Origin of the sequence: Sphaerimonospora mesophila (genome assembly GCF_001417795.1) — a bacterium.
Taxonomy (GTDB): domain Bacteria; phylum Actinomycetota; class Actinomycetes; order Streptosporangiales; family Streptosporangiaceae; genus Sphaerimonospora; species Sphaerimonospora mesophila.
The window spans coordinates 1-13,913 of record NZ_BCBX01000035.1; the positions used below are offsets into that span (position 1 = coordinate 1).

The window sequence follows — 13,913 nt, forward strand, 5'->3', positions numbered from 1 at the left end:
GACACTGGGCGAGGTCCGCCGGTGCGAACAGCTGGCTGAGGATCTGGACATTGTCCAACGACATTGCGACATCTTCTTTCCAGTGCCTGCCGAATTGCCCGGCGTTGAACGAGCAGCTCTACGCATGGTGAGGCTCCTGATGGAGGGCAAGTGCGCCGTTCACCCGACAGCACGGCTCTTGACGGCCACCCTCAGCGGTTCTGAAAGCGAAGAGCTGCGCCTCATCCTCTCGGGGAACCCCCAGTGCCTTCGTTTGGATCTATCCGTGTGCACGGTGGAGATTGCTGGCCATGAACTCCTGATCGGCGATGTGACGTTGTTCCACACCCGTGTCATCGCAGTGAACGCGGGCCAAGTCCTGGAGGCGCTTGATGCCGGGTCGGCAGAAGGCTGTGTCCTCAAGCTCCGGCCCGAGGGAGAAGAACACTTTCATGCCTTCATCCCAGCCAAATGGCCTGGTGACCATATCCCTGTGGTTCCCACACCTTGGGGCCTACCCGAACTGGTCGAACCCGCAGCCGGAACGGAGTCGGCGGCTTAAGGCACCCCGCCAGCCCAACAGACCGTCCACTCCGTTGCAAAAGTGGCACAACTCCTCAGAAGAAGGTCGGCGTAGCGGTCGGCCCCCGGGATCCCCTCTACAGGATCGGGATGCACGCTTCCGTCTGCGGCCAGAAGCACTCAACCCTACGGCAGCCAACCGGAGAGGGCGAGAAACGGTTACTCCGTGCGGATGGGTTTGCCGATGGCGTCCGAGATACGGGACAGCAGGGCGGCCTCGCGGTAGGCGTAGAACCGCTTGAAGTCGTCGAGGGTCAAGGTGCCGGCGTTCACGAAGTGGGTCTCGATCAGGCTCATCAGGGAGCCTCGGCTGATCTTCGTCTCACGGACCAAGCGATTCAGATACTGCGAGGGAGCTGCTCCGCCCAGCACACGGTTGGTGCGGGCAGCAAGAGGGGTCTTGTTGACGATCGATTCATAGTCACCACGCGGGAGGCCAGTCCTAACGCACCAAGCTCTGGGGAAAATGTGGTGCAGATCGATGTTGTCGTCGAAGTAGACGGCCGCATTGATCATGTTGCCGGTCAGCCAGTCCTTCGCGCCGTCGGCCATCAGCAGGGCCTGCAGACCCTTGTAGGCGGCGCTGTTGCGGGTGCGGAGCGTCCGTAGCCGACTGGGGGCGAACTGCGCTTCGATAACGGTTCTGGGCTCCTCGCCGGTGCCGCGGACCCAGTCAACGACCTCGGGCAGGTCCCGGGCGAAACGGGTCTCGGTCGTGCCGCTGTAGAGTTCCCCGAACACACCGCACCAGAACCAACGTGCGATCTTCCGCTGAGCCTCATACGGCTCCGCCTCCTGCCCTAAGGCCGCGAGGATCGCCGCCAGAGGAATGAGCTGCGTGCCGTACGGCAGGTATTTCACGTCGAAAATGTATTGGCGATGTAGGAACCGGGCGGCCTCCAACAACCCGGTGACCGCTTCTGGAGCGAAGCGGACGTAGTCCTGGAGCGGGAGCCGAAGCATTTCGGTACGGCGGCAACCGACTCTCGACGCCCTGTCGCTGTCGGCTCCAGCATGATTCAGCTTGCGCTCGTATGTCGCCAGCAATGTGACGGCCTGCAGGAAATCAGTCTCCGACACCGTCGAGAGCACCTGGAGGGCGGGATCATCCCAGGCACTCCTCCTTTCCCGCCAATCCTGCCGCAGGTCGAACTCGTCCGCCGCGTAGGTCGCGGTGAGCAGTTCGAAAACGGTCAGGGTCACACCGCCGGTGTTCACCTTCTCGAACACCTGGCAGACCGCCTCACGAGGAGTGGAGGCGGCCAGCTCGATCACTGGCATCAGGTACTGCTCGAAACGCTTGATGAAGGTACGGTTGAACGTGTTCCAGAGCTTGCGAACGTCCTTGTCGTAGTCGTGGTGCTCCTCGAAGCCCTCCGCCCACTCGTCGGGGTCGAAGACCTTTTTTAGGGGGAACAGACCGGCCTCGTACTCCTTTGCCGGGCTCGACAGGTCCAGTTCAATCTGTTTGCCGAAGCCGCTGCGGACGACGCGATCCGCGGGAACGAAGCGAAACGCCTCCTCACGGTCGACGGTCTCGTCGAGGGCCATCCGGATGTCGACGTAGAACCAGCCGCCGGAGTCACCGTCGGGGGTAGAGACCGCTTCGCCGAGCATCAGCGCCTGGAACAGCGACGTCAGCCGCTGCTGGCCATCCAGCAGGAGCCTGTCCGCGGTGACGGCCGGCGAAAGTTCGACTCCTTCGACGGCACGTTGCTTGAAGCGCGCCGTACCTCCGGTCCTGAGCATCATCAGCGTGCCCACCGGATAGCCGAGCGAGATTGAGGACAGCAGGGCGGTGATGTTGCGCTCCGGCCAGACCCAGCCACGCTGGAACTCAGGCAACTGGACCCTTCCGTCACGGACCTGGCGCAGGAGTTCCTGCAGGAACTTCTTCTCGATGCCGAAAGTCTCCACGCTCATGCCGTGCAGGCTCCATCTCTGCTGACCATGACCATCCGGCCACAGTCTGACAGGCTCCGGTGACGCCGCGGGGGCGATCCGTAGTATTCGCTGTTCAAGGGATGGAATCACCGTATAGACCACCACAACGTCCTGATCACCTGTCGGCTGGCCCTCGCCTCCTTGGACCTCCTCGGGATGGCCAGCCTCTACTGCCGATCAAAGGTGGCGCTTGCTTGCCTCCCCGCGAAACTATGTGGGTCACATGCTAATGATCAAGCGAGTGCCGCGAGGCACCCAGCTTTGGTGCCCCGCGTAACTCGCGATCGTCGTTGAACTCGGTCACAGTTCGCATCCCGAGCCACCTTCGCGCTCGGATACGAGGAGGTTGGTCCCGCGGAGACGGCAGCGGCACAACCTGTCAGATCTGCGGCGGGCGGTGGTTCCATTTCTTCACGGTCGCCACGAGCCGCAGCGTGAACTTCTGTCTTCTCGGAAGGAGTGGGCCGACCAGTAGCGCTGGGGACAGGAAGACGATCAGCAACAGCAGCGGCAGCGTCTCTACGACAGCGATAATCGCCATCGGCCACGAGATGAAGTTGCGGCGGTGATTGCCCGGGGTGAGCAGGGACATGGGGTGTCTCCGTTTCACTTGAGGCCGCCTTCCAGTTGGCGGCTCCAGACCTCAAGGGGAGCACCAGCAGTTCCCGTTGTTCCTGCCAAGCTCGGGGGGTTCCATCCCTACAGTGGCAGGATGCCTCGAACTCCGCCCTCCCCTGCCGACCACGCGCTGATCCAACACGCCGCCGCTCAGGGGGTCACCGTCTCAGCTCGTCAAATTGAGCGCTGGCGAGCCAACAGCCTCCTGCCACCCAATCACGTGCGAACGCTTGGCCGAGGTCGGGGCAGCACCTCCGCTCCGACCGACCAGGCGAAGGAGATGGTGGTGTGGCTCGGCCAGCACGCAGGCCCGGGCAAACGGCCCGGTGATCTGGCGCTCATAGCGTTCGGCGAGGGCCTGCCTGTACCGGAAGCGACCGTTCGGAAGGTGTTCGCCGAGGCCGTCAGGATTCCTTCGCCGGACGATATCCCGCCCGAGGGTTCTTCGGTGAATGTCGCGGATGCCAATGCCGCCAAGCGTGGGCGTAGCGATCCCGTACCAGCCCGGATTCGACGCATCGACGCCGCTCTCGCGACCGTACTGGAGGATGCGGGAACCAGCGTCGCCGACATAACGCGGGCCGTTCTCGCCCAGTTCGGGCGGCAGGCCCCACCTGCTCAGACGGAACCCGTGACGCGGCGGGACTGGGCGCACGGCAGCACGATGGCGGCGATCGAGGGGGCCGACACCGTGGACGTGAGGTACCTGGGAACACTGGGTCGGAGCCTGGCCCCGCTGGGGGTGCCGGCACCAGCTGCCGAGGACTTGGAACTCGGCTGGCCGGGCAGCGAGCAGGAGGCGGAACGACTGCTGACACCGGAAGGTGGTCTCGCCTTCGTACCTACCGGCAGCTTGGAGGAGGTCATCCGTGAACTCGCATGGGCGACGCCCCTGCCCGATCTTCTGCAGGCATGGCGGATTGCCTCCTATATGCCCACGTGGGCAGTCGATCTATGCGATCGCGTCGAAGCTGCTCTGGCCGCACGCGAGTCTGCAGAGGCGCTGAGCGAGTGGACCCAGACTATGTGCGCGCCCGCCCGGGTTTTACTCATCACGGCACTCGACAGCGCTGAGCAGAGCCCGGGGAAGACCGCGCTCGATGCGCTGATGCTGCTGTTCCAGCGAGAGGCACTGCGGCGGGTCTTGGCAGAGATCCCTGACGCTGAGGTGGAGAACCTCGAGCAGCCGTGGGCGTTCCCTCCGTTCATGAGCGCGTTCATGACGTTCCGCACGCCTGAGTAGCAGCAACCTGTCCAGATAGGCATCGACGAGGGATAGATCGATGCCTTCTGTCGGCAATGTGGGGGGCTGGAACAGGCGGCAATCTACGCTTCGCCTTTCCTCATTGTCGACGTCAACTCAGCTCGCCAGCAAGGCCGGCTTTCTTCACGAGACGACCCCAGCGGGGGCTGCGGGCGAAGGCACGGACGATGGCGACACCGCTGGGGAGGTCGCCGTCGGCATGGCGGTTCTGCTGTGCCCACCGCCAGGCCTCTCTCTGCAGCACCCGGCCGTTCCCGTCGTGCTCAGCGGGCAAGTCGGTGTCTTCCTCCTGATCCTCTTGTGGCTCCACGGGGTCAGCTTCCGCGTCGGCGGCAGGATCAGGGCTGAGAACCGGAAGGTCTTGAGCCTCTGCCCGTGCTCCCGCGCAGCGGCGGATCTGGGACATCAGGAGTTCGTAACTGCCGATCAGAGCCAGCGAAGGCCACGCCGCGATGATGCGGCCGATCAGGCTGGGCTCGGCGACGGCGACGTTCGCGCCGAGGCTGGCGAGGCTGCCGACCACGAGGAGGCTCCAGGCCAGGAGACCGCCGCGGGAGCCATGCCGGTTAGCAAGGAGGATGGACATCGAGGCGACGACGATCAGGCCGTCGACGGCGAGCGGGATCAGTACCGCTGCCAGGTGGTCCTCACCGTGACGCAGGCAGAGCTCGTGCATGTGACGGAACGAGACGACAGCAGCAATCGCTGCCAGTAGAAAAACACCTGCAATTGTCGTACGTTGGATGCGGCGTACCGTGCGAGTGTCGTGTGGTCCGACCAAGGCTCAGCCCTCCCGACCAGGGAGAATGAGTGTGGTGGACGCCGCGAAGGGTATGTACGTATCGAGCGTGTCTCCCCTCGGACACAAAGATTATTCATGGGAACGTATAGATATGCAGGATTGAGCCGACGCTCGGACAGGCTTGTCCGGGCGTTTCGCTTTTATCCATCAGCTCAGTTGCGCACGTATTGCATACGTCCTCCATGGGGGTTCGAGTCGCTGGGGAGGCGTCTGTCACGTCCTGATGGTGATCCTTTCGCCTCGGACGACCGTGACCAGCGCCGGGATGTCCGCCTGGTAGGTCAGCGTCAGACCCATCGAGCGACACAGAGCGACCTGTTCGGCGAGGACGCGCGGAATCTCGATCATGTCCAGATCGCTCCGGTTCTGTGACTCCGCAACCGCTCGGATGAGCAACGCACCCAGGTGCTCGGCCACCTTGTCTTCCCGGATGAAGACGTTCCGATGATGCCCTTGACGGCACCGATAGTTGGACTGGTTGTTGGTCCACGACCCTTCCATGGACCGCTGGCAGAAGCCGCAGCGCAGCAGCCCTCTGAACGCATAGGTCCGTGACGTGCCAACGACCACAGGAGCGCACTGGGCACGGTCGAAGTCCTCGATGCCGATGATGGCTGGGTGGGCGGGACGCCGTGACCGCACCCATGCGGACTCGGGACTGCTCTGCCTCACCTGATGGACACCCATAGCGACATCACGGGGATCGATCAGCACCTCGGTCGTACGTTGCTTGTTCCACACTGATAGCCGGTGTAGCGGGGGTTACGGAGGATCGACAGCACGGTGCCGTCCGTCCACATCTCGCCGGAGCGGTGGGCATTCCGCGCGCGGTCATGGGCGGACGGGCAGGGCACTCCCTGGGCATTGAGGGTGGCGGCGATCCGGCCGGCGCCCAGCCCGTCGAGCCTGAGCATGAAGATCCTCTTCACCACGGCGGCCGCCGGCGGATCCAGGGCAAGCCGATGGAGCCGTACTCCTGTCGCGGCCTGGTGCGGGTTGGGGTGGGGTCCGGCGTCGGCCGGCCGATATCCGTACGGCGGACGCCCGCCCAGGAAGCGCCCTTCGAACTCGGTCTGGGCCGTCATCGCGGCGCGGACCCGGACCTGAATCCTGCGGCGCTCAGCCTTGGAGATCCCCGCGTACATGGACATGATCAGGTTGTGCGCCTCGGAGTCCGGATCGATGGGACCGCCGATCTCCGGAACCCACAACGGCACACCGAAGTGGGCGAACAACGGAAAGGTCAGGGCGTACTGGTTGTCATAGAAGACCCGCTGCGGTTCGCCGATGACAACGGCGTCGAAACCGCGCCCGAGTCGTCCAGCGCGGCGAGCAGCCGCGCGGCCTGAGGCCGTCGCGATCACCCCGCGATGGTCAACTGCATGAGGGCCTTGGCCGTGTGCATGCGGTTTTCAGACTGATCGAAGACGCGGCTCCGGTCGCCCTCGAAGACGTCGTCGTCGACCTCGCAGATGTCGGGGTAGGCCCTCGCGGTCTCGGTGTCGAGAAGGTGGAAGGCGGGGAGGCAGTGTAGGTAGATGGTGTCCTTGCGGCCGCTCAGGGCCATAACGTCGTTGGTCACCTTCAGGTCGCGCAGCAGGTTTATGCGTTCCTGCGTCTGGTCCTCCTCGCCCATGGAGACCCACACGTCGCCGTAAACGCAGGCCGAGCCGGCCAGGGCCTCTTCGAGCGAGTCCGTGACGAGCACGCGGGCCTGCTCGGACTCGCGGTTGACGAGCAGTTCATCGATCACGCCGGGGGCGGGCTGCAGTTCCTTCGGGGAGAGGATGCGAAGGTCGAGACCGACCTTGGCGGCGGCGATGCCCAGGGTGATCGCCATGTTGTTGCGGCCGTCGCCGACGTAGGTGAGCGGCAGGCCCTCCAGGTCGCCGAAGTTCTCCTGAAGCGTGAGCAGGTCCGCGAGCACCTGCGTGGGGTGGTAGCTGTCGCACAGGCCATTCCACACGGGGACGCCGGCGTACTCTGCGAACTCGGCGACCGTCGCGTGTTCGAAGCCACGGAACATGACCCCGTCGAAAACTCGGCCGAATACCCGGGCGATGTCGCGCACGGACTCCTTGATGCCGAAGCGGATGTCCTCGCGGTTGAAGATTTCCGCATGCGCACCAGACTGCGTCGACGCGACGACGAAGGAGACGCGCGTACGGCAGGACGGCTTGAGGAAGATCAGGGCGATGTTCTTGCCGGCGAGGACGGGCGCGTTCTGACCTAGGGTCGAGCGCTCCTTGAGGTCGGCCGCCCTGTTCAGGAGCTCGCGGATCTCGTCCCCGCTGAACTCCCGCAGAGACAGCAGGCTGCGCCCCTTGAGTCCCGAAATCGCCACGGCACTTCCTCCGATCGTGTTATCGACCCTGCTGATCAGCATCGGCAGCCTTGGCCTGCACTGGCTGCGGTACACCCACGTACAGCCCCTGGGAGCGCGATTATAAACATGTAGGGCATTACATTAACATGCAATTCAGGTCGATCAATAGATTCCGCTGGAGGCCCATGTGCACCCCCTTGAACAGCTCGCCCTCGACGTGGCGGACGGCCGCACTAGCCTCGATTCTGGCGAACGGACCGCTGCCGCACTGGCTGCATCGGGGGCGGTGACGGGGCAGGACCTGATCTGCTGGTTCAAGACCGCAGAGTGGCTTGCGCACCGGGAAGGCCTATGGGAACGGGCCCTGCTGCTGGGGAGGTTGCTCACGGCAGCCGTCGAGGCCCTGCCCGCCTCCACCTCGCCGTACGACCGTGTCCGGTGCCGCTCGGCTTGGACGGAACTCGTGCACCTATGCGTCATCCACCGGCCCGACGGCGCCCTGTTCGCCTCCGGCGTCCGCGCGGGTCACGCCGCCCTCGCCGCCGCCCGCGGCCTGAGCGATGACCTCGCGGGGCAGGTGCTCTATCGCCTCGGCACCCTGCACCTGGACCCGTTCTCCCGCGCCAAAGACCTGTGGTGGGAGGAGCACCGGCTCTGGCTCAGCCTGTGTCCACAGGCGGCCCTCGCCGGGCTTCCGGAGCCGCACGAGGCCCTCAAGACCGCCGAGGGGCATCTGCGCGAGGCCGCCACCCTGCGCTCCGGGGCTGGGCTCGGCTACACCTGCAAGGCCCTGGCCCAGGCCCTCCAACAGCAGGAGTTCCTCGCTCTCACGACCACGGCCGACGCCGCCTCCTCGACGTCGGCGGCCACATCGCTGGGTTCTCAGGGCGCCGCACTCGACTCCGTAGCCACCCTCGACTCCGTGACGGCGCTGTGCGACCAAGCCCTCGCCCTGATTCCCGTGGAGGACTTGGTGGCGCGGGCCAGCGTCGAGGCCATCCGCTCGGGCGCGGGGCCTGCGGCTCCTGGGGTGTCCCCCGCCTAGGGCACCTTTGGTGCCGTGATTCGAAAGGCCCCCCAGTAGACCTGTCCGGGCAGTGCGTGGGCAAGCGGCAGCCCCCTCGGTCAGCCCGCCCCGTCCGCCACAGCCGCCGACGCCTGCTTTGCCTTCGCTTCGACCGCGGCCGCCCGTGCCGCCGCTGCAGCCGCCGCCGGTCCCGTCAGCAGGCCGGAGGCCAGCAGCAGTGCGCCGAGCAGGAACCACCCCTGCGGTGCCCAGTTGATGCACAGTAGCGTCAGCAGACCGGGCGCCACCGCCATCGCGCCGCTGATGCCGAACGAGAACATCCCCTGGTACTCGCCATAGGCGTGCTCTGGCGCCAGGTCGTGAGCCAGCTCGAATGCGGCGGCGGCGTGCCACAGTTCGCCTAGTGTGTGCAGCGCCATCATCGCGAGTAGCACCACCGACGCCCACACTGGCGAGAGGCCGCCGGTCAGCGCGAACACCGCGCAGGTGGCCATGAAGATGACGCCCGCGCTGCGCATCGCCCGTGCGGAACTCTTGGCGTCGACGACTCTTTGCCCTGCCCTCACCTGGAACAGTACGACCAGCACGGTGTTTACGATCATGACGCCCGAGACCATGGCCCGCGGTGCCTCGGTGCGCTCTGAGATCCACAGTGGCAGCGCCACTGTGAGCACCGAGTACTGCAGCGTCATCAGGGCGTTGAGGGCCGTCACCGCCATGAACGGGCCGTCGCGCAGGACCGGCATCCGGGCTCCCGTGGCCGCGGCGGGGGCCGGCTCGTAGCGGGGCATCGAGGTCAGTACAGCCGCGGCGATGAAGAAGGTAACAGCGTTGAAGACCACCACCGTCAAGTAGGCCGTGCGGCTGTCCAGTTGGATCGCAACGCCGCCCGCCGCGGAGCCCAGGGCCATCGACAGGTTGGAGACGGCCCGCAGGTAGGAGCGGAGATATACGCGCGAGGCGCCACCGGCCCGACTGACCAGGACCGCGCGCAAGGCCCTGCTGCCCTGCACACCGATGGCGGCCACCATGGCGTCCACCAGCAGCCATGAGAAGGAGCGGACCGCGACGAGGGCCAGCATGGCGACGCCCTCAACCACGAGCAGGACCATCGCGAGGTTGCGCGGGCTCGTGCGATCCGAGAGCTTGCCGATGAGGACGTTTGAGGGGAGCGCCACCACCCCGGCGAGGGTGAGGGCGAGACCCACCTCGCCGACCGACAATCCCGCACTGCGCGTGAGGTAGAGCAACCCGGCGGTCACGTACATGCCCTGACCGAAGGTGTTGATCAGGATGAAGCCGACCAGCACCCGGTGCGGGCGCTTATCGGGCAGCCGGTAGTGGCGGGCGATGGTGCGGAGCCGAACGGCCAGCGAGTCAGGTATCAGGGATCTCCCCTTCGTCTTCATCCCAGCGGGGCAACTGGGGCCGGGCACCGCCCGGCCCCGCGGCGCGTCGTCACGCGGCCGGCGCCATCCCCCAGGCACGCAGCCGCTCGATCCAGCGGCCGCGCGTCGTGCTGCCCTCGGCGTTGGCGAGCCACTGCTGCGAGTACTGGCTCTCGCGCCGCGGGATGCTGCTGGGCTTCGCGCCCGCGGCGATCCAGTCCCGCTGTCGGCGCAGCTCGCGGAACTGGGCCTCCCGGCCGAGCTGCTGGACCACCGAGCGGATCGCGTACTCCTGCGCCTCGTTGCGCGGCACGTCGAAGTAGGTGAAGCTGCACATGCGCCGGTTGGGAAAGCCGTTCCATGACGCATGCCAGACCCGCAGGTCGAAGGCGATCACGTCCCCCGGCCGTGTCGCGCAGATCTGGGCAGGCACGTCCTGGATGTTGAAGCGGGTCCGCGCGGCCGCCGCCTCATTCTCCGGGTTGCCCGCCGTGTTCAGCTTCTCCTTCAGGGAGATGGCGATCAGCTCGTCGTGCCAGGGGTCCTTGTGCGAGCCCGGCAGCACTCGCAGGGCACCGCTCTGGCCGTCGACCGGGTCGAGGTACGCGACGAACTTCAGGGAATGGAAGTCGGGGACGCTGGTGTCCGCGTGCCACTCGGTGAGGTTGCCCGAGAAAACGTTTCCGTTGGACATCACACCAACCGCCTCTGGGCTGAGCAGCGCCTCGGCCGCCGAGCGCAACTTGTCCGACTCGAGGGCGTTGGACAGGTACGGCGTCTCCTCACGCATGTTCGACCAGCTCATCTGGCCGCGTACGCCGATCGCGGACGAGTACACCTTCGAGGCGGCGGCGTGCCCGAGCGCATACTCCTTCTCAATGACTGCGAGTTCGGCGGCGTCGAAGAAGCCGGTCAGGGGCAGGTAACCGAAGAGCCGGAAGAAGTCCACCTGCTGCTGAGTCACCATGGTCACTTGGGTCCTTTCACAGTTCACTACGGTTAAGGGGCAGCACACCGCGGGGGCGCCCACGGGGCCGGGTTCAGGAGCCGCTCACGGCCACCGCGGCCAGTCGCGTACGTCGTAGCCGAGCAGCCCGCACACCTCGGAGACCTCCGGAAGGTCGAGCAACTCGTGCAGTTCGGGCCGTTCTCTGCGCCAGCGCCCCAGGCTCGGCGCGGAGGTCGTGTTCACGCGCCGCGGCTCGTCGGCGAAGCCCCACTGGTCTTCGGTCAGGAACAGCCCCATCTCCTTCGCGGCCCGCTCCACTAGCGCCCGGCGGGTGTTGCCGCCAACCTGGAAGTCCTCGAAGCGCAGCAGGACCGCGTCCTTCGCGTGCCGAAGGACGCGCCGGTGCGGGTCGGACCACTGGCGAGCGCACAGCTCTGCAAGCGAGCCGTGCACCAGGCCCTGCCAGCCCTCGCACAGATCGAAATTCCAGTGTGCGTACGGGCCCGCCGCGTCGCCGTACGCGGACATGTCGTGCTGCCAGAACGAGCGGTGCTCCCAGCCGTCGATGAGCCCGTTGACCGAGGCCAGCGGGTTGCGCGTGAGGTGCAGCTCGCGCATGGTCCAGCCGGCGAACAGGTCGCGCAGCAGCGGGATTCGGTAAGCGTCGCTCGAGGCCTTGATGACCAGGACGTGGTGCTCGTCATCGAGCCTCGGGCGACGCTGCGGCCGCAGGGCGAGAAACGGCGAGATCTCCACGATGGCGCCGCCGGGTGGCCCCGTGGGCACGGGAAGGCCGGGGAACGCCCTCCGGACCATGTCGTCGTCGAGGTCGTAGCGATAGGGATCGATCGGCAGCCCGTACGCGCGCAGCGCCCGCAGCACGTCGTACGCGGGCTCGGGGCCTCGACGTTCGCCGAGCGCGGCGTCCCTGACGACCGCGACCAGTTCCTCCAAGGGGGCGTCTACCACGTCGGGCCACTGAAGGCGCAGCCGCAGGGCCCAGTCCCAGGCGTACCGCTCCCACTCCGCGGGGGTTGGCTCGTGGATCTCCTCGCCTCGACATTCGAAGAACAGGCTCCGCAGCAGAAACGCGCGCTCGCCGGAGTCGAACCGGCCGCTCTCCACGCACTCGTCGGCGAACCCGTGGTCGGGGTGGTTCAGCCCGAGCAGCGTGAAGAACAGACGGTGCTCCCCCGGCAGCGATAGGGCACCGCGCAGCCCGCCGAGCACCTGTTTGAAAACGCTTGTGCCGCCCCGCGGGCTGCCGAGGACGACGGCCACGTCACGGACCTTCTCCTGCGCACGGTCCAGGTATTCCCGCTCCTCGGGGTACCGGTCCCTGAGATAGGCTACGGCCGCGTCCCGCTCCGCGCGAATCCGCTCGAACATGGCACGGCGGTGCTCCAGTCGGCCCGGTGCGACGGGCACCCTGCTCCCGGGGGGCATCTCATCCATCCTTGCGTCCTGTCCGGTGGTGCTCACGAGACCGGAGCGACCCGCGCCGAGCGCTGCACATTGGAGGCCCGCCAGTACTCGACGACGCTGCCCATGTAGCCACTCCAGTGCGGGGTCATCGACGCTGTGCCCAGAGGCGGCCGGGCCTGGGCGTTCTCGAAGTAAGGGCGGTAGATGCCGACCAAGCGGTCCAGAAACCGCCGGTTGGGCATGTGGATATCGGTCACCTGCCAGGCGTCGACCGAGCGACGCAGGAAGTCCCAGCGGCGGTAGGGCACCAGTGGGACCTCGGCTAGCGTGGGTCGGCCGTCCGCCCGGCGGCCCCGGTTGAGAGCGTCGACGACCGCGGTGACGAGGTCGTCGAGCCGGGGCGCCTGCGCGCCCGCCGACGCCACCACGTCACGGGCGGCACCGCCGGAGACCAGCTCCTCGGTCAGGGTGCACAGCTCGTCGGCGACCCAGTCGACCGGGACGATGTCGATGAGGGCGTCGCGCTCCCCGGGCAAGAACGGCGGCTCGTGGCGCTCGACGAGCCCGAGCAGCGGATACATGCCGTGAAAGCGGGAGATCGCTCCGGTCACGCTGTGCCCGACGACGAGACTGCAGGAGAACACCGACAGGTCGAGGTCCGGGTAGTTCCGTCTGAGCATCCGCTCGGCCTCCGCCTTGGACTCCTCGTACGTGTTGCGGTACTCCCAGTTGTCGACCGCGGTGTACGCGGACGACAGGTACAGGAAGCGGGTGTCCCCCAGCGCCCGGGCGAGCTCGGCAGTGTTCCGGGTGACCACGACGTTGCCCAGGTGGGCCGATTCGTGGCTGGCCGACCAGCTGACGTTCGCGGCGGCGTGCACCAGGACCGTGGACCGGGCGCGGCCGAGCCGTTCGGCGAGCGCGCGGGTGTCACGCTCGTCGGTGAGGTCGCAGACCTCGGGGCGCAGCACGGCCGCAACCGCACGCGGCGCCCTGGCCAGGTAGGCGTCCGCGCTCTCCTGCGAGCTGAAGACGCCGATCAGCGGGGCGCCCGTCGCGCGCTCGGCGAGGCGAGCGAGGAACTCGCTGCCGACGGCGCCGCCCACGCCCGTGATGAGTATCCGGCCCGCGCTCATCGGGCCGCCGGTTCCGGGCGCCGCTCGCTGATGGCGGTGAGCATGCTGCGCGAGTTGGAGTGGATGGCCTGGATGCCCACCGGGTCGAGAACCGCCGCCAATGACGGGATACCCAGGTCGAATTCGATCTCGAGGACGACGTTGACGCCGTCCTCGATCTCCTTCAACGTCCACGACCCGCGGAAAACCTCCAGGTCCCCATCGGTCTGGTCGAAGTCGATGCGGTACGGCGGGTGGAAGACGTCCTTCTCCTCCCAGGTGAGTTCGCTGCCATTGAGCAGCACGCGCCAGGAGCTGAGGGCGGTCTCGGCGTTCCGCTCCAGGTAGCGGATCTCCAGGACGTCCGCCATGTACTCCGGGTGCTTCTCGAGATCACAGACGACATTCCACACGTACTCGATGTTGACGCCGGGGATGTCCACGGAGGTACGTACGATAGGCATGAAAGGCCTTTCTCAGGGGGCGTCGCGACA

General features: G+C 66.6%; 14 protein-coding genes. 3 read left to right on the forward strand and 11 right to left on the reverse strand.

Going from position 1 to position 13,913, the window contains the following annotated elements; all coding sequences use genetic code 11:
- The coding region (locus AP234_RS36220; RefSeq protein WP_235558168.1) for a hypothetical protein at positions 1 to 541 on the forward strand (541 nt) is incomplete at its 5' end.
- Positions 542 to 720: 179 nt separating this feature from the next.
- On the opposite strand, the gene AP234_RS14075 is transcribed toward AP234_RS36220, so the two are convergent.
- Together AP234_RS14075 and AP234_RS14080 are read right to left on the reverse strand one after the other, a co-directional pair.
- On the reverse strand, positions 721 to 2,484 hold the full coding sequence (locus AP234_RS14075; protein ID WP_055480107.1) for a GmrSD restriction endonuclease domain-containing protein: 1,764 nt from the start codon (positions 2,482 to 2,484) through the stop codon (positions 721 to 723).
- A gap of 400 nt (positions 2,485 to 2,884) precedes the next feature.
- On the reverse strand, positions 2,885 to 3,097 hold the full coding sequence (locus AP234_RS14080) for a hypothetical protein (RefSeq protein ID WP_055480108.1): 213 nt from the start codon (positions 3,095 to 3,097) through the stop codon (positions 2,885 to 2,887).
- 306 nt (positions 3,098 to 3,403) lie between these two features.
- On the opposite strand from AP234_RS14080, the gene AP234_RS14085 reads away from it, so the two are divergent.
- Positions 3,404 to 4,366 carry a hypothetical protein gene (locus AP234_RS14085; protein ID WP_152990408.1) on the forward strand — a complete coding sequence of 321 codons (963 nt, stop codon included), beginning with the start codon at positions 3,404 to 3,406 and terminating at the stop codon, positions 4,364 to 4,366.
- A 112-nt stretch (positions 4,367 to 4,478) separates the two neighbouring features.
- Here the strand turns inward: AP234_RS14085 and AP234_RS14090 are convergent, their stop codons facing one another.
- The 4 genes from AP234_RS14090 to argF all read right to left on the reverse strand — a co-directional run bounded on the left by AP234_RS14090 (position 4,479) and on the right by argF (position 7,533).
- Positions 4,479 to 5,168 carry a DUF2637 domain-containing protein gene (locus AP234_RS14090; RefSeq protein ID WP_063842917.1) on the reverse strand — a complete coding sequence of 230 codons (690 nt, stop codon included), beginning with the start codon at positions 5,166 to 5,168 and terminating at the stop codon, positions 4,479 to 4,481.
- A gap of 234 nt (positions 5,169 to 5,402) precedes the next feature.
- On the reverse strand, positions 5,403 to 5,903 hold the full coding sequence (locus AP234_RS36225) for a zinc ribbon domain-containing protein (protein WP_152990409.1): 501 nt from the start codon (positions 5,901 to 5,903) through the stop codon (positions 5,403 to 5,405).
- Complete coding sequence (locus tag AP234_RS36230) at positions 5,897 to 6,553, reverse strand: recombinase family protein (RefSeq protein WP_055480112.1); 657 nt, start codon at positions 6,551 to 6,553, stop codon at positions 5,897 to 5,899. Before AP234_RS36230 ends, AP234_RS36225 begins: the two co-directional genes overlap by 7 nt.
- On the reverse strand, positions 6,550 to 7,533 hold the full coding sequence (argF, locus tag AP234_RS14105) for an ornithine carbamoyltransferase (RefSeq protein WP_200926515.1): 984 nt from the start codon (positions 7,531 to 7,533) through the stop codon (positions 6,550 to 6,552). The genes AP234_RS36230 and argF overlap by 4 nt, the downstream gene beginning before the upstream one ends.
- Before the next feature lie 169 nt (positions 7,534 to 7,702).
- On the opposite strand from argF, the gene AP234_RS14110 reads away from it, so the two are divergent.
- Positions 7,703 to 8,560 carry a hypothetical protein gene (locus AP234_RS14110; RefSeq protein WP_055480114.1) on the forward strand — a complete coding sequence of 286 codons (858 nt, stop codon included), beginning with the start codon at positions 7,703 to 7,705 and terminating at the stop codon, positions 8,558 to 8,560.
- A gap of 80 nt (positions 8,561 to 8,640) precedes the next feature.
- Here AP234_RS14110 and AP234_RS14115 read toward each other — a convergent pair whose 3' ends face one another.
- From AP234_RS14115 to AP234_RS14135, 5 genes are all read right to left on the reverse strand, one after another.
- Positions 8,641 to 9,951: an MFS transporter gene (locus AP234_RS14115; protein ID WP_055480115.1), complete on the reverse strand. Its 1,311-nt coding sequence runs from the start codon at positions 9,949 to 9,951 to the stop codon at positions 8,641 to 8,643.
- A gap of 49 nt (positions 9,952 to 10,000) precedes the next feature.
- Entirely contained in the window at positions 10,001 to 10,897 is an 897-nt protein-coding gene (locus AP234_RS14120; RefSeq protein ID WP_235558190.1) for a phytanoyl-CoA dioxygenase family protein, read from the reverse strand.
- Between the two features lie 84 nt (positions 10,898 to 10,981).
- Positions 10,982 to 12,334 carry a hypothetical protein gene (locus AP234_RS14125; protein WP_055480117.1) on the reverse strand — a complete coding sequence of 451 codons (1,353 nt, stop codon included), beginning with the start codon at positions 12,332 to 12,334 and terminating at the stop codon, positions 10,982 to 10,984.
- 23 nt (positions 12,335 to 12,357) lie between these two features.
- A complete protein-coding gene (locus AP234_RS14130; RefSeq protein ID WP_055480118.1) occupies positions 12,358 to 13,440 on the reverse strand; it encodes an SDR family oxidoreductase in 1,083 nt (360 codons plus the stop codon).
- Positions 13,437 to 13,883 carry an SRPBCC family protein gene (locus AP234_RS14135; protein ID WP_055480119.1) on the reverse strand — a complete coding sequence of 149 codons (447 nt, stop codon included), beginning with the start codon at positions 13,881 to 13,883 and terminating at the stop codon, positions 13,437 to 13,439. The genes AP234_RS14130 and AP234_RS14135 overlap by 4 nt, the downstream gene beginning before the upstream one ends.
- Positions 13,884 to 13,913 lie beyond the last annotated feature (30 nt).

What these genes read in the sequence shown, in the direction of transcription:
- AP234_RS14135 (WP_055480119.1), bottom strand. Translation starts at nt 13,883, where the DNA reads ATGCCTATCGTACGTACCTCCGTGGACATCCCCGGCGTCAACATCGAG.
- AP234_RS14120 (WP_235558190.1), bottom strand. Translation starts at nt 10,897, where the DNA reads ATGGTGACTCAGCAGCAGGTGGACTTCTTCCGGCTCTTCGGTTACCTG.
- AP234_RS14085 (WP_152990408.1), top strand. Translation starts at nt 3,404, where the DNA reads ATGGTGGTGTGGCTCGGCCAGCACGCAGGCCCGGGCAAACGGCCCGGT.
- AP234_RS14125 (WP_055480117.1), bottom strand. Translation starts at nt 12,334, where the DNA reads ATGGATGAGATGCCCCCCGGGAGCAGGGTGCCCGTCGCACCGGGCCGA.
- AP234_RS14115 (WP_055480115.1), bottom strand. Translation starts at nt 9,951, where the DNA reads ATGAAGACGAAGGGGAGATCCCTGATACCTGACTCGCTGGCCGTTCGG.
- AP234_RS14080 (WP_055480108.1), bottom strand. Translation starts at nt 3,097, where the DNA reads ATGTCCCTGCTCACCCCGGGCAATCACCGCCGCAACTTCATCTCGTGG.
- AP234_RS14130 (WP_055480118.1), bottom strand. Translation starts at nt 13,440, where the DNA reads ATGAGCGCGGGCCGGATACTCATCACGGGCGTGGGCGGCGCCGTCGGC.
- AP234_RS14075 (WP_055480107.1), bottom strand. Translation starts at nt 2,484, where the DNA reads ATGAGCGTGGAGACTTTCGGCATCGAGAAGAAGTTCCTGCAGGAACTC.